The 21,833-nt window shown below is 35.6% G+C and carries 18 protein-coding genes, 6 tRNA genes and 1 rRNA gene; 7 read left to right on the top strand and 18 right to left on the bottom strand.

Features of this window, described 5'->3' with window-relative positions:
- Positions 1 to 442: 442 nt before the first annotated feature.
- Positions 443 to 1,087, bottom strand: a complete 645-nt coding sequence (locus AO843_RS22525; RefSeq protein ID WP_054613295.1) for a hypothetical protein — start codon at positions 1,085 to 1,087, stop codon at positions 443 to 445.
- Positions 1,088 to 1,312: 225 nt separating this feature from the next.
- On the opposite strand from AO843_RS22525, the gene tlp reads away from it, so the two are divergent.
- The 4 genes from tlp to AO843_RS25660 all read left to right on the top strand — a co-directional run bounded on the left by tlp (position 1,313) and on the right by AO843_RS25660 (position 5,846).
- A complete protein-coding gene (gene tlp, locus AO843_RS22520; RefSeq protein ID WP_036221151.1) occupies positions 1,313 to 1,546 on the top strand; it encodes a small acid-soluble spore protein Tlp in 234 nt (77 codons plus the stop codon).
- A 1,876-nt stretch (positions 1,547 to 3,422) separates the two neighbouring features.
- Positions 3,423 to 4,148: an ABC transporter ATP-binding protein gene (locus tag AO843_RS22515; RefSeq protein WP_054613294.1), complete on the top strand. Its 726-nt coding sequence runs from the start codon at positions 3,423 to 3,425 to the stop codon at positions 4,146 to 4,148.
- A gap of 73 nt (positions 4,149 to 4,221) precedes the next feature.
- Entirely contained in the window at positions 4,222 to 5,049 is an 828-nt protein-coding gene (locus tag AO843_RS22510; RefSeq protein ID WP_054613293.1) for an ABC transporter permease, read from the top strand.
- Positions 5,049 to 5,846: an ABC transporter permease gene (locus AO843_RS25660; protein WP_082389573.1), complete on the top strand. Its 798-nt coding sequence runs from the start codon at positions 5,049 to 5,051 to the stop codon at positions 5,844 to 5,846. The genes AO843_RS22510 and AO843_RS25660 overlap by 1 nt, the downstream gene beginning before the upstream one ends.
- 154 nt (positions 5,847 to 6,000) lie before the next feature.
- On the opposite strand, the gene AO843_RS22500 is transcribed toward AO843_RS25660, so the two are convergent.
- The 3 genes from AO843_RS22500 to glmS all read right to left on the bottom strand — a co-directional run bounded on the left by AO843_RS22500 (position 6,001) and on the right by glmS (position 10,985).
- On the bottom strand, positions 6,001 to 7,479 hold the full coding sequence (locus AO843_RS22500; RefSeq protein ID WP_054613291.1) for a HAMP domain-containing sensor histidine kinase: 1,479 nt from the start codon (positions 7,477 to 7,479) through the stop codon (positions 6,001 to 6,003).
- Positions 7,467 to 8,144, bottom strand: a complete 678-nt coding sequence (locus AO843_RS22495; RefSeq protein WP_054613290.1) for a response regulator transcription factor — start codon at positions 8,142 to 8,144, stop codon at positions 7,467 to 7,469. The genes AO843_RS22500 and AO843_RS22495 overlap by 13 nt, the downstream gene beginning before the upstream one ends.
- A gap of 1,038 nt (positions 8,145 to 9,182) precedes the next feature.
- Positions 9,183 to 10,985: a glutamine--fructose-6-phosphate transaminase (isomerizing) gene (gene glmS, locus AO843_RS22490; protein WP_054613289.1), complete on the bottom strand. Its 1,803-nt coding sequence runs from the start codon at positions 10,983 to 10,985 to the stop codon at positions 9,183 to 9,185.
- A gap of 608 nt (positions 10,986 to 11,593) precedes the next feature.
- On the opposite strand from glmS, the gene AO843_RS22485 reads away from it, so the two are divergent.
- Together AO843_RS22485 and AO843_RS22480 are read left to right on the top strand one after the other, a co-directional pair.
- The gene (locus tag AO843_RS22485) at positions 11,594 to 11,872 is read left to right on the top strand and encodes a PadR family transcriptional regulator (protein ID WP_054613288.1); all 279 of its coding nucleotides are present in this window, start codon (positions 11,594 to 11,596) and stop codon (positions 11,870 to 11,872) included.
- A gap of 142 nt (positions 11,873 to 12,014) precedes the next feature.
- Positions 12,015 to 12,326 (top strand): hypothetical protein, encoded by a 312-nt coding sequence (locus AO843_RS22480; protein ID WP_156314020.1) that lies wholly within the window; start codon positions 12,015 to 12,017, stop codon positions 12,324 to 12,326.
- Between the two features lie 71 nt (positions 12,327 to 12,397).
- On the opposite strand, the gene AO843_RS22475 is transcribed toward AO843_RS22480, so the two are convergent.
- The 13 genes from AO843_RS22475 to AO843_RS22415 all read right to left on the bottom strand — a co-directional run bounded on the left by AO843_RS22475 (position 12,398) and on the right by AO843_RS22415 (position 19,793).
- The gene (locus AO843_RS22475) at positions 12,398 to 12,913 is read right to left on the bottom strand and encodes a type 1 glutamine amidotransferase domain-containing protein (protein WP_054613286.1); all 516 of its coding nucleotides are present in this window, start codon (positions 12,911 to 12,913) and stop codon (positions 12,398 to 12,400) included.
- A 125-nt stretch (positions 12,914 to 13,038) separates the two neighbouring features.
- Entirely contained in the window at positions 13,039 to 14,391 is a 1,353-nt protein-coding gene (gene glmM / locus AO843_RS22470; protein WP_054613285.1) for a phosphoglucosamine mutase, read from the bottom strand.
- A 227-nt stretch (positions 14,392 to 14,618) separates the two neighbouring features.
- Positions 14,619 to 15,695: a CdaR family protein gene (locus tag AO843_RS22465; protein WP_054613284.1), complete on the bottom strand. Its 1,077-nt coding sequence runs from the start codon at positions 15,693 to 15,695 to the stop codon at positions 14,619 to 14,621.
- Positions 15,688 to 16,524 (bottom strand): diadenylate cyclase CdaA, encoded by an 837-nt coding sequence (gene cdaA / locus AO843_RS22460; protein WP_156314019.1) that lies wholly within the window; start codon positions 16,522 to 16,524, stop codon positions 15,688 to 15,690. The genes AO843_RS22465 and cdaA overlap by 8 nt, the downstream gene beginning before the upstream one ends.
- Before the next feature lie 149 nt (positions 16,525 to 16,673).
- Complete coding sequence (locus tag AO843_RS22455; RefSeq protein WP_054613283.1) at positions 16,674 to 17,300, bottom strand: anti-sigma factor family protein; 627 nt, start codon at positions 17,298 to 17,300, stop codon at positions 16,674 to 16,676.
- Positions 17,301 to 17,312: 12 nt separating this feature from the next.
- Positions 17,313 to 17,876, bottom strand: a complete 564-nt coding sequence (gene sigW / locus AO843_RS22450) for an RNA polymerase sigma factor SigW (protein WP_054613282.1) — start codon at positions 17,874 to 17,876, stop codon at positions 17,313 to 17,315.
- A gap of 133 nt (positions 17,877 to 18,009) precedes the next feature.
- Positions 18,010 to 18,915 carry an arginase gene (gene rocF / locus AO843_RS22445; protein WP_054613281.1) on the bottom strand — a complete coding sequence of 302 codons (906 nt, stop codon included), beginning with the start codon at positions 18,913 to 18,915 and terminating at the stop codon, positions 18,010 to 18,012.
- Between the two features lie 185 nt (positions 18,916 to 19,100).
- Positions 19,101 to 19,173, bottom strand: a tRNA-Lys gene (locus tag AO843_RS22440).
- Positions 19,174 to 19,185: 12 nt separating this feature from the next.
- Positions 19,186 to 19,260, bottom strand: a tRNA-Gln gene (locus tag AO843_RS22435).
- Positions 19,261 to 19,275: 15 nt separating this feature from the next.
- Positions 19,276 to 19,359 (bottom strand) — tRNA-Tyr (locus tag AO843_RS22430).
- A gap of 15 nt (positions 19,360 to 19,374) precedes the next feature.
- A tRNA-Val gene (locus tag AO843_RS22425) sits at positions 19,375 to 19,450 on the bottom strand.
- A gap of 77 nt (positions 19,451 to 19,527) precedes the next feature.
- Positions 19,528 to 19,602: transfer RNA gene (locus tag AO843_RS22420), tRNA-Glu, on the bottom strand.
- A gap of 114 nt (positions 19,603 to 19,716) precedes the next feature.
- Positions 19,717 to 19,793: transfer RNA gene (locus tag AO843_RS22415), tRNA-Asn, on the bottom strand.
- A 268-nt stretch (positions 19,794 to 20,061) separates the two neighbouring features.
- Here AO843_RS22415 and mbcS point away from each other — a divergent pair.
- Positions 20,062 to 21,639: an acyl-CoA synthetase MbcS gene (mbcS, locus tag AO843_RS22410; RefSeq protein WP_054613280.1), complete on the top strand. Its 1,578-nt coding sequence runs from the start codon at positions 20,062 to 20,064 to the stop codon at positions 21,637 to 21,639.
- A gap of 99 nt (positions 21,640 to 21,738) precedes the next feature.
- On the opposite strand, the gene rrf is transcribed toward mbcS, so the two are convergent.
- Positions 21,739 to 21,833 (bottom strand): 5S ribosomal RNA (gene rrf, locus AO843_RS22405); the annotation flags it as partial.

Genomic DNA, 21,833 nt, shown 5'->3' with positions numbered 1-21,833 from the left:
TTACTTCTTTTGAAAAGCTGTATTTTCGCATAAAAAATCTCCCCAATCGGCAAACAGATTTTATTTTTTAATCTGTCTACTTATTGGGGAGCATATCATTAGACACGACTCTAACATTTGGGGTGCAGATCAATTCCAGGAAAGCGCCCGTTAGCCACACATGTCGCGTAAAATCAACACTACACCACAGAAAATGAAAGATTATTACGTTCTTTCATGTCTATGTTTCCAATAACTATCTCAACTTCAGATAAGTGATAAAATGTACTTGTAGTTTCAAAATTATTTACTTCTTCATTCGGTGAGTAAAGATATATCTTATTGTCTTGTCCAAGAGCTATCCAATTTCCCTTGTTGACCTATTTTCCTTAAGTCTTTAAACGATGAAGCTCTGAAGTCAAATAGACAAAAAAGGACCGGGCAACTTTTTGCCCAGTTATTCTTATTCGTTTATAATTTCTTCATACCCAGTCATAGTATCCATATGGCTCGCAATCATGGCGATAATGGTACTTGCCTCTTCTTTTTTAAATGACAAGGTACTTTCATCTTCGAATAGTTCCCCGTCTTCTGTCCAGATCCGATTGACTCTTCGCAGAACGCCATCTCCATTAGCTCTATCTACCCCAAACTGATAGGTTACTTCAAGATTATCTTCAATTTGATAAGCCGTGACTTCCGGAGTTTCCCATTCCACATCAATTTCTTCAAGAGTAATTTCATCATCTAGAACTTCATATTCTTCTTCATCATCTACATAAAAGACTTCACTATCTTCGTCAATAAATTCATGAAAACTTTCATGAACAGCTTCAACCACATCAGTAATATCATCCAAAATAATTCTTGTAGGTTGTTGAAGCGTCATATCAAAGCTTTCTAAGTAAAATTCTTCATTATACGGATCAAAGAGGAGGGTGCAAAAGTAAACCCTGTCGTCATCTTCTGTCGAGATAAAAAATTCAATTCGGGGATGTTTTGAACCTCGATTGATATTCATATGACCGATTTGGTCATATTCTTCGCAAATCGATTTCAAATGATCTTGAAGCTCACCAGTTACTCTGTTAAACCATTCCATAGACATGTCACTACCGCCTCATTTTCTTTTTATCTAGTCATAATTTTTTTCCGTTTATTCATGCTGATTATATCCATTTATCGTGAATTATATTCTTTACAACTTAACGTGAGGACCTATTACTTACAAAGATTTGTTTTTGAAGAAAATCCCACTTATTGCACTGAATATTTTTAGTTAAATCGGGGACGATAAATCTTGTGACTTTATTAAAAAGAAGGAGGAAGTAAAATGGAGAAAAATACCCCAAAGCCAGATGATCGATCAGATAATGTTGAAAAGCTTCAAGATATGATGAAAAATACTAAGGAAAATATGGAAGCTGCAGAAGAAATGATGGCTTACGTTGATGAAAACGAACGAAAGGCACTTAAGCAAAAAAATGCACGTAGGGAAGAAAGTATGAGTGGTTTTCGAGAAGAGATTTTAGATGAAGCGGCTGCTCGAAAAAATGGTAACTCATAAATTTAAGTAAAGTGTCTTTTTATCCCGCGTACCAAAGTTCCTTAAATAATCAATGGGTGATGAAGAATGCCCCACTGATTAAGTTTCATTTCATGTGAATACGGGAAAAGACGGAAAATAATATATTTAATTTATAAAGCAACAGAAATTATACGGAAATAAAACGGAGAAAAGTGATACATTTACTTTTCTCCGCTTTTGAACGTTTCACAGTGGTTACTTTACATACTTTCAAACAGTAGGACGACGACTATTCAAAAGTGGAGACTTATAAATTACCGCGATATTGTTAGTCCTTATGTTATCTAAAAATGTAGAGGGTTTTCGTATAAAAGGCATAGGGAAAATCAGTATATTACATGTTATCTTCCTATCTCTGACGGTCATCGGTTTAAAAAAATCATGTTCCAGGGGGCAAGCATCAAGCCGCTTCCACAAAATGTGAGAAAGGCTATATAGGTTTAGACAAAAAACCAAACTCTTTTGAGCTGGTTGCCGTTTTCTTCATGTTATTGATTAACTGCGTAACTTTCCCGAAACCTATACTAATTAAGAATTACAAAGATGAGTGTTGGGGATTCTTAACACTATTTCGTAGAGATCATCAACCACTATTTATTGGGCAATCGCTCTCCGTTAGTTAAAGTATGATTCTTCACAAATTCTTGGTTATTCGTAATAGGTAGACGATTACCATATTTATTAATTTCCTCATATTGTTCAGTTAATATCTATGCTTCAGCTACTTCCCTCGCTGCGGCTTTTTTATGTATAGATAACCTTAAATTGCACATATTAATATTGAGTGTATCGCACGCACTTAGCTGCGGCGCTAGTTGACAGCTGCAGCTTTTCTTCAATTTAATCCGCAACAGCTTGGCGCCAAACTATTACGCCTTAATAAAAATAAAGGTTGGCTAGTACCCCCGCCATTACATGTAGATCATCCAGAAAAATAATAAGTATTAATTAAGCCTGATTAAACCGTCAAATAATTAGTTCCCCAGTATAAAACTGGGGATTTTTCAATATGACTGAGTTTCTAGGAAATATCTTTACTGCACATTTTTTATCAAAAATTCATTCAATATAGAGATGAAATTTAAAATTCCACTTTGGTATACCTGCTTAAAATAACCTTCCACTTCTTCAACTAAACTGCTCCGTTAGCTTAAGTACATTGTTTCACAACTCACATCAAGATTAACATAAAATCTTATTTTTAATTTAGAAGTGTTATTCAATTAAATGGCCCTTTTCATGAAGAAAAGCACAATTCTTGCTGCAGAATTGCGCCCGATTGTTGAACATCACATTAGTCTATTGAATAGTATCATTGTACTGTGCAGTAGTGGTTAAACAAAATAAGAATCATAAATCATTTCAAACTCCCCCCTAAATTTTCATAACATTAGGATCATTTTAGGTGTAGACTATGTTCCCACATACCATATGTGTGGAGTGTATGTGGCAACACATGGGTGCTGGTTGGGTTTAAGTAATTGGCTAGGTCCTACCATAGTAGAACCTAGTCTTTTTGTTTATCTTCAAACAGTTTTTTCTTCAACTAACGCATTCCGTTAGTTGAAGTGAAATGTTTCACAATATATTTTTTTCATGGATATACACTTCAATTTTCCAAAGGTTCATCATTACTATTCCGCATGATTATCTCGTTTCACCCACCACTTTCTTTTTTCTGAAATTTCCCTCCATTCCCTAAATAATACCAAACCGCCGTCATATCGGCTCCGCAAAAAAAAGAATTGCATATTGAGTATAGTTGTTAAAAAGTTGATATCTGTATGTTTTTATATTTATAAGGAGATGTTCATTCTTAGTTAAACTAAAAAACTTTTGAAGGAGAGGGATTAAAATGAAAAGCATTATCGAAGTTCAAAATGTAAGTAAGACTTTAAATAAACGAAAGGTTATTCAAAATATGACGTTTAATATTATGAAAGGAGATATATGCGGCTTTATTGGTCCAAATGGGGCCGGTAAAACTACACTTATGAAAATGGCTACCGGACTAATAAAACCTAACGATGGGGAAATTTTAATAAATGGGATTGATGTTCAAAAGGATAGAGAAAAGGCACTGTCTGGGGTTGGAGCAATAATAGAAGTTCCAGTGTTTTTTGAATATATATCAGGAAGAAAGAATCTCAGAAATCTTGCTAGATTAAATAGTGGAATGGATCGTAAAGAACAGTTAAATAAAGTTGAAGAAGTATTAGAACTTGTTGGACTAAAAGATAGGGGCAATGATTTAGTAAAAAACTATTCTTTAGGAATGAAACAAAGGTTAGGTATTGCACAGTCATTACTTAATAATCCATCCATTGTTATTTTAGACGAACCTTCTAATGGGCTAGACCCCGTTGGTATGAAAGATTTGCGTGAATTAATACTCAGTCTTGCAAAAAAATTCGAAATTACTTTTTTTATCTCTAGTCATCTTCTCGATGAGCTTCAAAAGATTTGTAATAAATATATATTTATTAAAGAAGGATGTATTAAATGGGTTGGGGATGCTGACAGCCTATTAATGGATAAAGAAAAAGATTTAGAAGAGATTTTTTTAGATCTTATGGCATAATTCCCGTTTTCATCGAAGAATAAGTTGAAAAATCCTGAAAAATTTAATAGATCTGAAACAAAGGATGGTTTTAATGTTTAAATCATTGTTTATATATGAGTTTGAAAAGTTTTGGTTTAAAAAGATAAATGTGGTCTGTTTTATAGCGATACTTATAGTGAATTTTTTAGCACTGAAATTCGCTTTACAATCTAACAAAACAGCAGAAATGACAGATATAGTATTTAGTTCAAGTCTTAACTTTCACATAACTAGTTTACAAGAAATGCTTATAACTGCTTTTAACGCAATTGTCATAACTTTTTGTATTTTGAGTTTTCATGAGGAATATAGAAAAGGTTATCTAAGAATGACATTTACCAGAGGAATTTCAATAAGCAAGTTATATATAGCAAAGTCATTAGTAATGTGTCTAAATATATTTTTAATAATTTTAATCCATTGTATAGTCTCTTTACTTTTTGCTTTAATATTTCTTCCTAAAGCGAATGTTTCACCATTATTTTTTAAAGAAGGGCTATACAGCGTAATAGATGTCATTTTGTTTTCTATAAAATACTATATTTTGGCATATTTGAGCCTTTTGACTTTTGGAAGTATTATCGAGTTTTTATCAATTAAATGTAAATCAATAGCCGGTGTTTTGGGCCTAAGTCTAGGCTTTGTATTTCTTAATATTGTTTATATTGCTTACGTACCTATCGTATTTAAAAACTATGCGGATAGTGATCCTATAGTACTGAATTATAGTTCAATATCCACTATGTTTATCCAAGCAAAAGGAGCAGCATATTTTGCTGCTGAAATTACAGATGTTTTTTTATATAGTATGATTATCATTTTTCTAATTTTCAAATCTTTATCATATTTAGCTTTTACGAATAAACATTATTTAGAGTAATGGAGGACAGTTTTATGCTAAGAATTATTAAATCAGAATTCGGGAGAATGTTTTATAAAAAAAGCACAAAGATTATATACGCAATAACTATTTTATTTCCCATTTTAATCTTCTACTTTTTTCAACAGCGATGGGGTAACGACTATTATACAGTTGATGGCGTACAGTATTCATTAAATAATCTTAATTACCCAGTAACACAAATGCTCGAATTTAATGCGTTATTTATTTTCATTATTTTACCACTGTTTTTTAGCGAATCTTTAAGTTCCGAAATTGACTCTGGCGGGTACAAAATGATCCTACTCAGACCTTTCAAAAAATGGAAGTTATTAATTGGAAAATGGATTGCGTTAATGCTAACATATATGAGTATGCTTTTGTTTGTATTTCTTATTAATTCCCTGATAGGATACTTATTTATGCCTAATGTAGAATACACAAGTTATTATAATATCAATGAAAATTTATATCTTTTTGACTCGATCTTTTATAATCTAAAGTTCTATTCAATTATATTCATAGTACATCTATCTATTCTCCCTATAATTTCATTATTAAGCATCTTGTTTAAAAAAACATTTCTATCTTTTTTTGGAAGTATAGCACTACTGGTTGGAGGTATTTATATATCCGTACCTTTACAAAATATTCTTTTTAATACACCAGATGTTGCTTACTCTATTATAGGTGGAACATACGAACTTATAAATATGTTGATATTTATATTCGTTACCTTTTTAATATTCGGTGTATCTTTATGGATGTGGAACAAACGAATAGGTAGTATTGTATAAAGAGCCTACCTTTGTTTCCGTAGTGTCGGGGAGCCAGTATTTCTAAGTACTTTCAATATCGTTGATAGTTCCATCCTCTAATAATGCCAAACACCCCTAATTTCATCGATATTGGGGTGTTTGTTAATAAAAAAGCGTCAAATATTTTAATCTATTAATTATAGGTATATGGAGTTTGTATTTTAGTTTTATGCATTAATGATTGTGGCAAGAAAATTTCGATACTCGCACCACCCATACCATTATTAAAGCCTTTAATCTTTCCATTGTGTTTTTCTACAATGAGCTTACAAATATAGAGACCTAGCCCCGAACTATTGATAGACTTAACTCCTTCATCACCTTTATAATCTTTATTGAATATGTATTCAAGCTCCTTTTCATTAAACCCGTTTCCAGTATCAGAAATTTTAAAAGATATGCCTGCTTCTTCTTTCTTTATTTCAAATTTTATTTCACCATTATTAGTAAATTTAATCGAATTTGAAATAATATTTTCAAATACTTCATTCATTCTTATAGGATCAAAGCTGAACGTATCTTCTTCATGAATAGATGATACGATTTTAAACGAAATATTTTCCTTTGAACAAATTTGATCAAAGTTATCTTTTATTTTCTTTGTAAACTTACTTAAAGATACATCTTGAATAAACAATGAAAAATTGGTTCTTTCCAAGTCCCAAATCTCGTTTAACTGATTAATCATAACCCGTATTCTATCAGCATTATGAACTATAATGTCCATAGATTCTTTTTTTTGATTACTTGTTAAACTTTGTTCATAACTAGATATTAATTCTAAGTGGCCATTAATAATGGTTACTGGTGTTTTAATATTATGTGTTAAAGAGAGAATCATGTCTTTACGTTGTTCTTCCATCGTCCATTGTTTTTTTAATGAATCCTGGAGAGTTTTTCTCATATCTTCAAACGATTTTAATACTTGTCCTATTTCATTGTTGTAAGAGGTATTGATTGCAAAATCTAATCTACCTTGTTTAATTGTTTCACTGGCATTAATTAATTCTTTTAAAGGCTTATTAATGCCCCTAGCAAACAATAAAGAAAAGATAAATGCTGTGATAAAAGGGCAAAGTATCATTATCGGGAGAATTACAAACAGATTAAAAAAAGCTGTATAGCTTGTTTTATCAATTATCTTATTAATAAATTTCGAATTAAGAAACAACTTATTTTTATACTTTAATATAAAGGCACCCTCTATATTTTTACTGTGTAATGGTATATAAGAAATTATATGATTTTCATCTGTTACTATATTGATCTCCTTTGTAGGGCGATTTTGTATAATATTAGATAGTTCAATAGGCATGGAATTAGACGTGGAGGTGTAAGGTATATTATCGTCAGTTATAAAAAGCCAATAATCAAAGTCGTCTGGTATCCTACTTTTCAGTTCTTTTTGATAGTTCTGATTCAAAGCATTCTCAGCATTTAATTCAACATAATCCTTTATTTCGTTGACTTGTTTGAGATCATGAAATAAGAAAATACAAATTAAGAGAAGTATGATACTAAGGAAAGCAGCTAAGAAAGCACTTAATATGAAAAACAGAAGAAACTGCGTTTTTAACTTTAAATTTCTATTTAGGTATTTCAATCTTCCCATTTATATCCGACCCCCCATACTGTTTTTATATAACAGTTATCAAAGGATGTATTCTCGGAAATTTTAGAACGAATTCTTCTGATATGTTCAGTGATAGTATTAATATCACTATCGCTAGTATATCCCCATATTAATTCGAAGATTTTTTCTTTGGAAAACACTTGCCCTGGATGAGTAGATAGAAGTTCTATGATTTGATATTCTTTTTTAGTAAAATCAATTAGTTGGTCGTTTATCTTAATACTCTTCGCTGAAATATCAACTTCAACTTCCCCTGATTTAATGAATGTTTTTTCATATTTTCTATCTAATTGTTTGATATGTACTTTTACCCTGAGCATCAGCTCTTTCAAAGAAAAAGGTTTGACTATATAATCAACTCCTCCTACCAAGAAACCCTTAACTCTTTCTTGCTCAAGACCCTTTGCTGTTAAAAAAATAACCGGACAGGAGTTAACTTGTTTAATCTTTTCACAAACTGTGAAACCATCTATATCAGGAAGTCCAACATCTAATAATATGATATCAAATTCTTCTCTAATTTTGCCTAAAGCTTCTTTCCCGTTTAAAGCATAATCTACAATATATCCTTCTACTTCTAGAGCAGGTTTTAAGAAAGAAATAATGTCTTCATTATCATCTACGATAAGTATTTGTTCCCTCAATTAAAAATCCCCTCCCTTGTGTATCAATGAATGTGTAAACATTTTAAATTAGTATAGTGTAATACCCCCGATTCACTGGACCAGTAGGCTAACCGGTAGATAAAGAACTTTAATTTTATAAAAGTGTGTTAAGTTAGCTTGTTTAACAATGTTTCACCTCTATGCCGAATAGCTTTAGAACTTTGCTTTGATCACAATAACACCTTGATTTTCGATGATTTTTAATGCTTTACTTGTCCTGGTGCCATTATCATTAATAAGATTCACAAGTATTTTATTAATAATAGGATGCCAATCCATTAGATTTTTTCTGTTCGTCCAAATGTACGAAAATAGTATGTATCATTATTTTAAGACCTTGTCGAAAGGGCTTACCACCCCAAAATTCATTTCTAGTTTATTTAAATTATACTACTTATTACCACGAGGTGACACTTAATTAGGAGTAAGAAAATCCCTTTGTTCAACTAACCTGCTTCGTTCAATAACTTCAACAAAAAAGAACGAATTTCACCATCGGAAATTCGTTCTTTTTCTTTATAGTAATTAATTCCAACCATGCAACAGCTTCACAATGAGTGGAGTGTATGAATACATTGGTGCTAGTGATTTAATTATATAGTTTGGGAGGTTTAAATCATTGTAAAGTAACCTTTTATAAAAGATTGTAGTTCAACAATATGGCCCGTTTGTTGAATAAGAAAAATCCTGCTTTGAATTTTGTTTTAAATGATCAATCTCTTCATAATAATTAGTTCTTTTTTAATTTGAATTGTAAATCAATCAATGTAATAAAGGCTATTCAATTATATATATTTTGTGTCCCATAATAAAAAAACGTAAACAAAAACCCTGGTACAGCAACACACTGTACCAAGGTTTTTATTTCATAGTTATAATCACTCATGTATTCAGTTTAAGTAATCAGTATACAACTTTTTTGTCCAGTATAAGACTTTATTGAAAAGTATACGACTTTTTTGTCTAGTATACATCTTTATTGCAACTCAACAAGTACAACTTTATTATTCAGTTCTCTTATTCAACAGTCACCGATTTAGCCAAGTTACGTGGTTTATCCACATCACAACGACGGTGTAGCGCTGCATAGTAGCTGATTAATTGTAATGGCACTACAGATACAAGTGGTGTTAGTAATTCATGAACATGCGGGATTACTAAACGGTCGCCATCTTCATCAATGCCAGCCATCGCGATAATACATGGATATGCACCACGGGCAGCTACTTCTTTCACATTACCACGAATGTTTAACCCTACTGATGCTTGTGTAACAAGTGCAAACACTGGTGTACCTTCTTCAATTAAAGCGATTGTTCCGTGTTTAAGCTCACCACCCGCAAAGCCCTCTGCTTGGATGTAAGAAATTTCTTTTAGCTTTAAGGCACCTTCAAGGCTAACATAGAAATCCATATTACGGCCAATGAAGAATGCGTTGCGTGCGATTTTTAAGTAGTCTTCTGCGATATCTTCTAACACTTCTTTTGAATCGATAATCGTTTGGATACCGTTTGCGGCAATCGCAAGTTCTTGTTTTAAGTCAAACTCTAAGCCTTTGCCATTTGCCTTTGCCGTTACATAAGCTGCTAGAGCAAGGACAGCTACTTGTGCCACATATGCTTTTGTAGAAGCTACAGCAATTTCTGGACCCGCATGTAATAACAAAGTATGATCTGCTTCACGCGATAGTGTAGAACCAGGAACATTTGTAATCGTTAATGTTGGATAGCCAAGCTCTTTAATTTTTACCAGTACTTGACGACTGTCTGCTGTTTCACCCGACTGTGTGATGAAGATAAATAAAGGTCTTTCTGAAAGTAATGGCATATTGTAACCGAATTCACTAGAAATATGAACCTCTACTGGGATACCTGCCATTTTTTCGAAATATTGTTTACCAATGAGACCTGCATGATAGCTTGTGCCCGCAGCAATAATATATAAGCGATCTGCAGCGCGTAATGCTTCTAAAATTTCCGCATCAATTGTTAGATCACCATTGTCACCTTCATACGCTTGAATAATTTTGCGAATTACTGTAGGCTGCTCATCCATTTCTTTTAGCATGTAATGAGGATATGTTCCTTTTTCAATGTCGCTCATATCAAGCTCAGCTGTATATGGTACGCGTTCTACTACAGAACCGTCTAGTTTAGTAATTTCAACACTAGCTTTGTGCACAATAACAATCTCTTTGTCATGTAGCTCCACATATTGATCTGTAACTTGTAGCATAGCCATAGCATCCGAAGCAACAACATTGAAGCCTTCACCAACTCCGACTAAAAGTGGTGATTTATTTTTCGCTACAAAGATTGTATCTGCGGCTTCTGCATCTAAAAGTGCAAGTGCATATGAACCATGTAGTAAAGATAACGTTTTACGGAAAGCGTCTGCTGTGCTTAAACCTTCTTTTACAAACAACTCTACTAATTGCACGATAACCTCTGTATCTGTATCAGATTTCATCGGAATACCTTTTAAATATGTTTTTTGTAATAGGTGATAGTTTTCAATTACCCCATTGTGCACAAGCGTAAATCGTCCTGATGCACTTTGATGAGGGTGAGCATTTAAACGATTTGGCACACCATGTGTAGCCCAACGTGTATGACCAATGCCGATTTTCGCAGCAATATCTTCATCTACTGCTTCTCGTAAGTCAGCAATACGTCCTTTTTCTTTAAAAACAGTTACGCCTTCTTCATTACGTACTGCAATACCCGCTGAGTCATAGCCACGGTATTCTAGTTTCTCTAAACCTTTTAATAAGATTTCCTTTGCATCTGATTCACCAATATATCCTACAATTCCACACATAAATTCTCGTCCTCCGATATTGTCAATTTGACGCAATGACAAAGTAGACCTCATCTATCGAATTTTTTGAATGGACAAGCGTGCTTTATTTTTAGTTAAAATAAAGCACTCCCGAACATGCAAATAAATCATTCAGCCATCTGAATGGAACTTTCGATATGTGAAGTTTTTTCTATTCATCTATTGCTTTACGATACCTTCTCCATTTTCTGTACATTCAATCACTCAAATGCTTTCAAAATGAAAAATGACAATCGGGTATGTCGATCGGGAGGCATCCGCCGAATTTTCGATAAACCTCCACCTCGTCTGCTGAAGATCTTTTTCGTCCTATTTCTTCAGCTCAGGCGCTATAATTGTTTTCCGATTTTACGCTCTCTTTCCTCCTTATGCGTTCGTTAATGTACAAGGTCGGACCTCGTCTTCAACTTCTCCATCATACTCAATCATATGCTATCCGTCAAATTTTCGTTATAAAAAAAACTAGTACCCTTGCTTTTTCGTGACAAATATGTAGACAAACAAATGTTAGCTTTATTAAAAATCTTGACAAACCCACTATTTAGCAATACTTAGTACTTATTGTTTTTTGTCAGTGGGGTGAATTTGTGGAAAATCTGAGCGAAATGCTCAAAGGCGTTTTAGAGGGAATCGTATTAGAAATCATTAGACGTGGCGAAATTTATGGATATGAAATCGTCAAACAACTTATTCATATGGGGTTTGAGGGTATCACAGAAGGAACAGTTTATTCGTTGCTGATGCGTTTAGAAAGAAACCGTTTAGTCAATATTGTCAAAAAACCATCTGAAATGGGACCACCAAGGAAATTTTATACGCTAAATGAGCAAGGGCAGGAAAAACTAAATACCTTTTGGGTAAAATAGGATTTTTTAAGTAGCCGTCTAGAAATTTTAAAAACTGGAGGAGGAAAAAACCATTAATTTTAGCCGTGAGACCAAAGAGAAAATGAATCGTTTTGCTAGAATCCATTCGCAAAGTTATTAACAAGAAGTAGAAATGACCTATATGGAAAAACTCTTTAAAAAAGGAGGACAGACTAAACATAAAATTAACAAACAGCTATCCAAATTTAAAAGCCGGTCTGATCAGGGTAAAGAAGCACAGGATGATATGATTTTATATATGGGTGATTATATGGCTGATTTGGTGTCACAAGGATTGACAGAGCAAGAGGCTTTTGAGAAAGCTAGTCAAGAGTTAAAATTCGCAAATGATTCTGAGCAGTCACTAGATCTAAACGAACGCTTTCAACAATATTACGAGACCCCTCAGATTACGAAGCCATTGGATTGTTTTATGGAGGATTTCTATTTTTAGGATAGGGGGTTGGCGGACTCATTGGAAAAGATAGCAAACAGGCACAAGTAAAAATCGCTTGTGCCTGTTTATTATTTACTAGCCAATAATTTTACTATTTCTCTATTAAAGGCAGGCAGGTCATCTGGCGTTCTACTTGTTACTAACTGCTTTTGACAGACGAATACTTCCTCATCATGGAATATTGCCCCTGCATTTTCTAAATCTACTTGAATGGATTTATAACCTGTGGTGTCACGTCCGTTTAATGTTTTAGCCGTAATCAGTAGTTGTGGCCCATGACAAATGGCAAAAGTTGGCTTCATATCATCCATAAAGGATTTTACAAATGCCACCACGCGATCATCGGCTCGTAAGATATCCGGAGAAAAACCACCTGGTATAAACAATGCATCGAAATCAGTTGCTATCACTTCATCAATGCCTTTATTAATCTTCACTGTTGTACCTTGCTTTCCCTCAACTTCTTTACCTGCTTCCGTATCAATTGTAACTAGCTGATGTCCAGCCGCTTCTAAGGCTTCTTTAGGACTTGTAAATTCACTATCCTCGAACATATCGGTAATAACTGTAGCGATTTTAGCCATATCAGTAAAACACTCCTTGTTATTGTGACTCCTTTTTACTGTTCCCCATCTTGTCCATTTCAAACATTCTTTTCAAACAAGTAAAACTCGATTCCCTAAAAAAGGAAATCGAGTTTCTATACTTACTATTCTGTTAAGCCCATTTCTGCACGTACAACATCTGCTATACGTTCAACAAAACGCCCACAATCTGTTTCTGTAGCAGCTTCCACCATTACACGGACAAGCGGCTCTGTACCTGAAGGGCGTACTAGGACACGGCCATTTCCGGCCATTTCCGCTTCTACCTCTGCAATCACAGCCACCACTTTCGCATTTTCAGTCACGGCATGCTTGTCTGTTACCCGAACATTAACAAGACGTTGAGGATAGATTTTCATTTCAGCAGCAAGTTCTGAAAGCTTTTTACCTGTTGCTTTCATAATATTGACAAGCTGAATGCCTGTTAGTAGACCATCGCCTGTTGTATTAAAATCTAAGAAAACTATATGCCCTGATTGTTCGCCACCTAAATTGTAATCATTAGCACGCATTTCCTCTACAACATAACGATCACCTACCGCAGTTTGTACACTTAGCATACCGTTATCTTCGACAGCCTTATAAAAGCCCATATTGCTCATAACTGTTGAAACAATTGTTTGCTTTTTTAAACGACCGACTGCATTTATATGCTTACCAATAATAAACATAATTTGATCGCCGTCAACAATTTTACCGTTTTCATCTACGGCAATTAAACGGTCACCATCCCCATCAAACGCTAGACCAACATCTGCATTCTTTTCTAATACAAATTTAGCTAGTCCCTCTGGGTGTGTCGAACCTACACCAGCATTAATATTGAGGCCAGTTGGAGAAGCACCCATTGTAGAAATGTCTGCTTCAAGGTCAGCAAAGAGATGTGTCGCCAATGATGAGGTAGCACCATGCGCACAGTCTAACGCTACATGGATACCATCAAATTCTTCATCCACTGTTTGTTTTAAGTATTGAATATACTTTTGACCACCTTCGAAATAGTCACTTACAGATCCTAAATCTGCTCCAATTGGACGAGGTAATGTATCCTCTTGAGCATCTAGTAATACTTCTATTTCCTCTTCTTGTGCATCTGTTAGCTTAAAGCCATCTGGGCCAAAAAATTTAATGCCGTTGTCAGCAACTGGGTTATGAGAAGCTGAAATCATGACGCCTGCATCTGCGCTCATAATTCGAGTAAGGTATGCCACACCTGGTGTTGAAATAATGCCAAGACGCATCACTTCTACCCCAATTGATAAAAGACCAGCAACAAGTGCACCTTCAAGCATCTCACCTGAAATACGTGTGTCACGACCAATTAAAACCTTTGGACGGTCAGTTGCATCTTTTGTTAAAACATAGCCACCTATACGGCCAAGCTTAAATGCAATTTCCGGTGTTAGTTCACTATTCGCGACGCCACGGACGCCATCTGTTCCAAAATATTTACCCATTCTACTTATTCTCTCCTTCAATGCAAGACCGTGTCTTATAATTGCCAATCATCGATAGACACTTGTCCGCTTACTTTTGGAAAAGTCTGTTTTTATTTATTCATTGGTAATTTTTAATGTTCCACTCAGATAGCTTGTTTGGTGAATATTTTGTCATCTACTCACCAAAACAAACTCCCATTGGATTTTTGATTTAGAATCAAAATAAAATTATAGTCAGATATTGTTTAAGAATCAATATCTTCCGTTTCCTCAGTTGGCGTATTTTTATCAGTAGTAGTACTATCATCCTTCACATCGGTTTCCTCAGTTGGGGGTGGCGTTTCCTCTGTAGAAGCCGGTGTTTTCTGCTGTTCTTCTTTCTCTACTTTTGTAATATCCGCCTTCACTTTAATTTTCTTGTCAGATATTTTTGTTACACCATCTGGTAATTTTACATCAAATTCATAAGTTTTTGACTCTGTAATTTTTGACAGATCCACTGTTATTGGAATTTCTGTTAAACCATCAATAATCGATTTTCTGCCATATACTTTAATCATTTTTGGCGTAAATGTTAATGAATTAATTGTAATGTCTTCCGCTGCTTGCCCCATTTCCTTAAGGACAACGGGAAGCTCTCGACTATACTCTGCTATATCGACTTGAACATTCACAGTATCAGGTTCAATCGTCACATCTAACTTATTTAAGTCACGATCCAATACCTTTACCGCTGCCTCCTGAGAGAATGATTGCTTTAAGCCTTGCTCTCCTGCAACAGTAGCTTTTACATAGCTAATACTTTCAATAGCACTTTTTGCACCTGTCACGTAAACTGTCGGTGGATCAGCTATCATATCTTTTAAAACATAACCTTCTTCGATTAGTCGATGATTCATTTCAGGGTCTACCCGGAACTCCTTCGTGACCTTTTCCTCAATATTTACATGAATAGTTGCAGGGTCTAATGTAACCTTTAACTTATCAGAAATATTTTCGTATTGTAGCTTTACATCATGCTCCCCAATCAATAGATTACTTAAATCAACAAATACAGAGAAATCTTTTGTTGCTCTTGTTTTTATAACTACAGGCATTGGTCCTTTTATCTTCACATCTACGGTTTCAGGTATGCCTGTTACAATCAGATTTTCATTATCATAATAAACATCTACTGGCACATCACGAATAATATCCGTTTGTTCAGTCGTTGTTGTTGTATTAATTGGAGATAGCTCAGTACGAACTGAGAAAAAAAGCAAAAATGCTAAAAATAGCGCGATGATTCTTAATACCCATGGGCTATCCATCATTTTATCCATTCTTTTTCCCCCTCCAAGTCAACTTAGAGGCTGCATTTGACTCTTGTGCTGATCCGAACCACATTTTTCGTAATAGTGTCTCGAACTCCTCTAGAGAAAGATTGCGATGGAGATTACCATTTAGCGTAATACTAATGGCACCTGTTTCTTCTGAGACAACAATTGTTATAGCATCCGTAACTTCGCTTAAACCAAGCGCAGCGCGGTGGCGTGTCCCTAACTCTTTTGAAATAAATGGACTTTCAGATAAGGGTAAATAACAAGCTGCTGCCGTAACTTTATCTCTTTGCATAATAACCGCTCCATCATGTAGCGGTGTATTTGGTATAAAGATATTGATCAACAGTTCTGAAGAAATTTCAGCATTTAGTCCTATACCCGTTTCAATATATTCATTTAGACCAGTTTCTTTTTCAATTGAAATTAACGCACCTATTCGACGTTTAGCCATATAACTTACAGATTTTTTCATAGCTTCTATGAGCCTTGTTTGCTCTTCGTCTTCTTGGCTAGATGATCGTTGGAAAAGCTTCCCTCGACCAATTTGTTCTAAACCTCGTCTGATTTCTGGCTGGAAAATGATAATAATCGCCAAGAAACCAAACTCAATGACCTGTTGTAACATCCAACCTAGTGTTTGTAACCCTAAAAGGTCTGTTGCAAGTCGTGCAATAATAATGACGAAAATTCCTTTAAGTAATTGGACAGCCTTCGTACCTTTAATGAGGGTTAAGACTTTATAAACGACGTACCAAACGAGCAGTACATCAATGAAGTTAACAACAATATTCACAGGCGTTAAATCTGTGAAATGTTCAATAATTTGCACGTGGCATCCCCCACTTTTCATTGCGAATCCATACACATTCAAGTATAGCACATTCTTATCAAATGTAACTTTTTTCAAATAAAAAGTCTACTCAGAAGAGTAGACCTTTCAGCCTCTCACGTGCACTATTTTTTAGGACGTATAGAGTGTTATTTAGTTTCTTCTTTTTCATCGAATGTCACGGCTGTTTTTACAGAGTTTTTAATTGTATACCATAACCATTCAAATACTTCGTCAATTTCTTCAATTCTCCCTGAAACTACCGCTGAAGATGCCATGTATTGCCCATTTATTACTGTGACGTTACCATCCACTTCACCTTCAACAATCAAATCGCCATTTTTCACAACAATATCGCCCTTTACCAATTCTCCTTCAGGTACTATAACCGTTTGACCATCCACAACTAAATTGGGCTGTTTGGTCACAGAGAAGTGCTGGTCATCCATAAAGCTACCGAGCAAGGTAGCACTCATGAATAAACAAAATACTGCTGCTGCCACAAAAAATGGATGTCGGCGTATCCATTTTTGTATGCCTACTCGACTTTTTGGTTTTGGTAAACGAGCCATCACTGCTGCTTCAAAATCCGGAGGCGCTGTAATATGGGAAGCACTCTTCACAAAGGCGATTGTTTCACTCAATTCTTGCATCAACTGTTTACAATCATTACATGTATGCAAGTGTTGTTTTAACTCTTGCTCATGCTCACGACTAATGTCACCGTCTAAATAATCATGCATATAATCAATAATATGCTCTGGACAAGTATTCATGACGCTCCCCTCCTACAGATTGTTTAACTGCTTACGTAATGCCTCACGACCGCGGTGAATCCTCGTTTTCACCGTTCCAAGCGGCATATTTAAAATCTCGCTAATCTCTTGCAACGATAACTCTTCTATATATTTCAATACTATAACCGAACGGTATTTATCCGGCAAACGTCCAATTTCGTATTGAATGCGATCTTGCAGCTCCATTTGCTCTAACTGCTCCTCTGGTAGCTGGTCGTCTGCTGCGATTTGCGAATACATATCAAGCCCTTCTGTACCAGCTACTTCTGCATCTAAATAATAATCTGGTTTCTTTTTCCGAATACGATCTATGCAGAGGTTCGTCGCTATGCGATAAAGCCACGTCGAAAACTTTCTTTTCTGATCAAAAGTATGCAAATTCATATATGCCCGAACAAAAGCTTCTTGAGCAATATCTTCAGACTCTTGTTTGTTACCTAACATTCGATAGCATACTTGGTACAGTTTGTGCTGATAGAGACTCACAATATCGGCAAATGCGTTTTGATCGCCTTTAAGCACTTGTTTTATTCTCTTATTTACTAACGCATCCATTGTGTTGACTTCTCCACCTTTACAACTGTCTTATACTATACGACCCTTCGATAAGAAAAGTTTCGTTTTATTTCAATTATAGCAAAAGATTTTTATGCAATGTGGCAACAGGCAATTTTTTGTAAAATTTTCTTTAAACTAGTGTTTCTCCAAATAAAGATCCCATTAAAGCAACCGCCACATTTGCTGTTGTATTCTTTTCATCTAAGATCGGATTAACTTCTACAAATTCTGCTGAAGTTAGCATGCCGGACTCTTGTAGCATTTCCATCGCTAAATGACTTTCTCGATACGTAATTCCACCTGGGACAGGCGTTCCAACCCCTGGCGTATAAAGAGGATCAAGTCCATCTAAATCAAGCGATAAGTGCAATCCATCAACCTCACGCTCTTTTAAATAAGCAAGTGCATCTTCCATGACACGCGTCATGCCAAGTCGATCAATTTCATGCATTGTGTACACTTTAATTCCTTGTTCACGAATCAAATCTCGCTCTCCAGGATCTACAGAACGAGCTCCAATAATAATAACGTTTTCCGGCTTAATTTTTGGAGCATAATTACGAATTTGAACTAAACGATCATGACCTAGTCCAATACTTACTGCTAATGGCATTCCATGTATGTTGCCAGAAGGTGTTGTTTCAGGTGTATTTAAATCTGCATGAGCATCATACCAAATCACACCTAGATTTTTATAATGTTCCCCTAACCCTGAAAGTGTCCCAATAGCAATACTATGATCTCCTCCAAATACCAGCGGGAATTTTTTCTGTTCTACTACTTCGTGCACGCTATTAGCTAAAGCAGTACTAACTTCTACAACTTCCTCTAAATTCAATAACTTCTCATCTACTGCTGCATCCGCATGCTTTTGACTAACACGAATATCCCCCTGGTCTTGTACCTCGTGTCCAATAGCTGCTAGGCGTTCCACAACCCCTGCATAACGAATAGCACTTGGCCCCATATCTACGCCTCGACGTGTTTGACCGTAATCTGTTGGTACTCCAATAATAGAAATATTAAGTTTATTCATGTTTTTATACCTCCTAAAAGTTATAAGACTATTGTAAAGCCTACATACCACTTGGCTCAACCCAACATAAATATGCATATTTATTCAATTCTAAATAACATAAAAAAATCTCCTGCTGTTTTCAGCAAGAGATTAGTTATCTGTATTTAATATACCACTTTTGAATATGTTTTATTCTATAAAAGTGAGCCATGAAGGACTCGAACCTTCGACCCTCTGATTAAAAGTCAGATGCTCTACCAACTGAGCTAATGGCTCATAAAAGAAAAATGGCTGGGGTACTAGGATTCGAACCTAGGCATGACGGAATCAAAATCCGTTGCCTTACCGCTTGGCTATACCCCAATCATTTTATAAAACTGGTGGAGGGGGACGGATTCGAACCGCCGAACCCTAAGGAGCGGATTTACAGTCCGCCGCGTTTAGCCACTTCGCTACCCCTCCGGAATAACACAATAATGGTGGAGGATGACGGGCTCGAACCGCCGACCCTCTGCTTGTAAGGCAGATGCTCTCCCAGCTGAGCTAATCCTCCATAGAAACAGGTGTTTTGTGTTATATCACAGTTTATCTTCTTTTTAAAGCCGATGCACCAAAATCATGCATTCTAAATGGTGACCCCTACGGGATTCGAACCCGTGTTACCGCCGTGAAAGGGCGGTGTCTTAACCACTTGACCAAGGGGCCAAACTTTATGTCTCAAACAAGACAATAATTATAATAACATCATTTCTAAATTGTTGCAACACTTTTTTGCATTTTTTTTATGTATAATACTATCTTAAAAATAAGCAAAAAAAATGGCTCCGAAGGCAGGACTCGAACCTGCGACAACCTGATTAACAGTCAGGTGCTACTACCAACTGAGCTACTTCGGAACAATACTATTCAAATCGGTTTAGACAACCTCTTAAGTACATTTCTTATTATAGCAAGCATTCTAAATAATGCAACATATTTTGTGAAAAATATTATATTTTTTGTCGAAACCTTCTTTAGTATTCTCTGGAAAGCATAATAGTTCTCTATTAAATCTAATATTTCTATTTTGTGTATTAAATATTCTTGCTGTATATTATTCCAATTGTTAAAATAAAAATAGTTTTACGAATTTTCTATCAATTATTTCTGGGGAGGAATGTTCAAATGGTAACAAAGGATTTAATTGCACCTGATTTTTATAACATCACAGAGGAATTAGAAAAGTTTTCGCAAGATAGTGATCGCCAAGCCATACGTTGGTTAAATACACAACAAGAAAGACAAACAGTTACTTATGTAGAACTTGTTCAAAAAATGAATCAATACGCAAACGCCTTTACGAAGAAGGGGCTTCAAAAGGGAGATCGCGTATTAGTTATTATTCCACGCCTACCAGAGGCCTATTTTGTTTTCCTTGGCTGTTTAAAAGCGGGTATCGTTCCTATTTCATGTTCTGAAATGTTACGTGCAAGTGATTTAGAATATCGTATAGAACATTCTTCCGCTAGTGCTGTTATCGCCTATGAGGCATTTACTGGTGAAATCGACAAAATTTCATCTTCTATGGACGCATTAAAAAACAAATTGGTCATCGGAACAGCTTCAGGAGATTGGTCTTCTTTAGATGAATTGGCTAGCTCGCAACTAAATACATTTACAACTGTTGCTACTAAACGTGATGACATGGCGTTCCTTTCTTATACTTCTGGAACAACAGGTAAGCCTAAAGGTGTTGTCCATTCTCATGGTTGGGGTTACGCACATATTCGAACAGCGGCTTCACAATGGCTTTGCGTACGTGAAGGAGATTTAGTGTGGGCAACAGCAGCTCCAGGCTGGCAAAAATGGATTTGGAGTCCGTTCTTATCAACAATTATGCTTGGAGCTACTGCCTTTGTTTATCATGGTGGGTTTGATGCAAAAACATATCTTCAGTTGATGCAAGATGAGAAAGTAAATGTTCTTTGCTGCACACCAACTGAATATCGTATCATGGCGAAGCTTGATAACTTAGAAGATTATAATCTATCTTCTCTCCGTAGTGCCGTTTCTGCAGGTGAACCATTAAATCGTCCGGTCATTGAAACATTTATGAATCTCTTTGACTTAAAAGTCCGCGACGGTTATGGTCAAACGGAAAATACATTACTAATTGGTACTCTCGAAAATACGGAGTTACGACCTGGTTCAATGGGTGTCCCAACTCCAGGTAATATTGTACGTATTATCGACAATGAAGGAAATGAAGCACCCATTGGCGAGGTTGGCGATATTGCCGTACACAAATCCTCACCAGCTTTATTTAAAGAGTATTATCGGGAGCCTGAGCGCACACAAGCGGCATTTCGTGGAGAATGGTATATTACAGGTGATCAAGCAAAATGTGATGGAGACGGTTACTTCTGGTTTGAAGGTCGTGGCGATGATATTATTATTTCATCTGGTTATACTATTGGACCATTTGAAGTAGAAGATGCGTTAAACAAACATGACGCCGTACAAGAATGTGCAGTTGTTGCTGCTCCAGATGAAATTAGAGGGCATATCGTCAAAGCCTATGTTATCTTACGAGACAGCTTCAAGGAGCACAATGAAGAGGAATTAATCAAAGAGTTACAGGAGCATGTAAAAGCATTAACAGCGCCTTATAAATATCCTCGTAGTATTGTCTTTATTGATGAGTTACCAAAAACAACATCCGGGAAAATTCGTCGTATCGAACTACGAGCAGCAACTGTTTAAAATAGTAGGAGGCATTTCTATTAATGAAATGCCTCTTTTTTTCTATTTGATCTTAGACAAAAAAAGCCACTACTGAGTGTATCAGTAGCGACTTTTTGCGCCTAGCGATGTCCTACTCTCACAGGGGGAAGCCCCCAACTACCATCGGCGCTAAAGAGCTTAACTTCCGTGTTCGGTATGGGAACGGGTGTGAC

Source organism: Lysinibacillus sp. ZYM-1, from assembly GCF_001308875.1.
Classification (GTDB): domain Bacteria; phylum Bacillota; class Bacilli; order Bacillales_A; family Planococcaceae; genus Lysinibacillus.
Note: the sequence above shows the minus strand (reverse complement) of the source record. Positions and strands in the feature narration are given on the sequence as shown.

Excerpts from the sequence above, each read along its gene's own strand:
- AO843_RS22465 (WP_054613284.1), bottom strand. The coding sequence starts at position 15,695 with ATGGATAAAATGATGGATAGCCCATGGGTATTAAGAATCATCGCGCTA.
- AO843_RS22515 (WP_054613294.1), top strand. The coding sequence starts at position 3,423 with ATGAAAAGCATTATCGAAGTTCAAAATGTAAGTAAGACTTTAAATAAA.
- AO843_RS22480 (WP_156314020.1), top strand. The coding sequence starts at position 12,015 with ATGGAAAAACTCTTTAAAAAAGGAGGACAGACTAAACATAAAATTAAC.
- AO843_RS22475 (WP_054613286.1), bottom strand. The coding sequence starts at position 12,913 with ATGGCTAAAATCGCTACAGTTATTACCGATATGTTCGAGGATAGTGAA.
- AO843_RS22500 (WP_054613291.1), bottom strand. The coding sequence starts at position 7,479 with ATGGGAAGATTGAAATACCTAAATAGAAATTTAAAGTTAAAAACGCAG.
- AO843_RS22455 (WP_054613283.1), bottom strand. The coding sequence starts at position 17,300 with ATGAATACTTGTCCAGAGCATATTATTGATTATATGCATGATTATTTA.
- tlp (WP_036221151.1), top strand. The coding sequence starts at position 1,313 with ATGGAGAAAAATACCCCAAAGCCAGATGATCGATCAGATAATGTTGAA.
- AO843_RS22525 (WP_054613295.1), bottom strand. The coding sequence starts at position 1,087 with ATGTCTATGGAATGGTTTAACAGAGTAACTGGTGAGCTTCAAGATCAT.
- sigW (WP_054613282.1), bottom strand. The coding sequence starts at position 17,876 with ATGGATGCGTTAGTAAATAAGAGAATAAAACAAGTGCTTAAAGGCGAT.
- mbcS (WP_054613280.1), top strand. The coding sequence starts at position 20,062 with ATGGTAACAAAGGATTTAATTGCACCTGATTTTTATAACATCACAGAG.
- AO843_RS25660 (WP_082389573.1), top strand. The coding sequence starts at position 5,049 with ATGGAGGACAGTTTTATGCTAAGAATTATTAAATCAGAATTCGGGAGA.
- AO843_RS22510 (WP_054613293.1), top strand. The coding sequence starts at position 4,222 with ATGTTTAAATCATTGTTTATATATGAGTTTGAAAAGTTTTGGTTTAAA.
- rocF (WP_054613281.1), bottom strand. The coding sequence starts at position 18,915 with ATGAATAAACTTAATATTTCTATTATTGGAGTACCAACAGATTACGGT.
- glmS (WP_054613289.1), bottom strand. The coding sequence starts at position 10,985 with ATGTGTGGAATTGTAGGATATATTGGTGAATCAGATGCAAAGGAAATC.
- glmM (WP_054613285.1), bottom strand. The coding sequence starts at position 14,391 with ATGGGTAAATATTTTGGAACAGATGGCGTCCGTGGCGTCGCGAATAGT.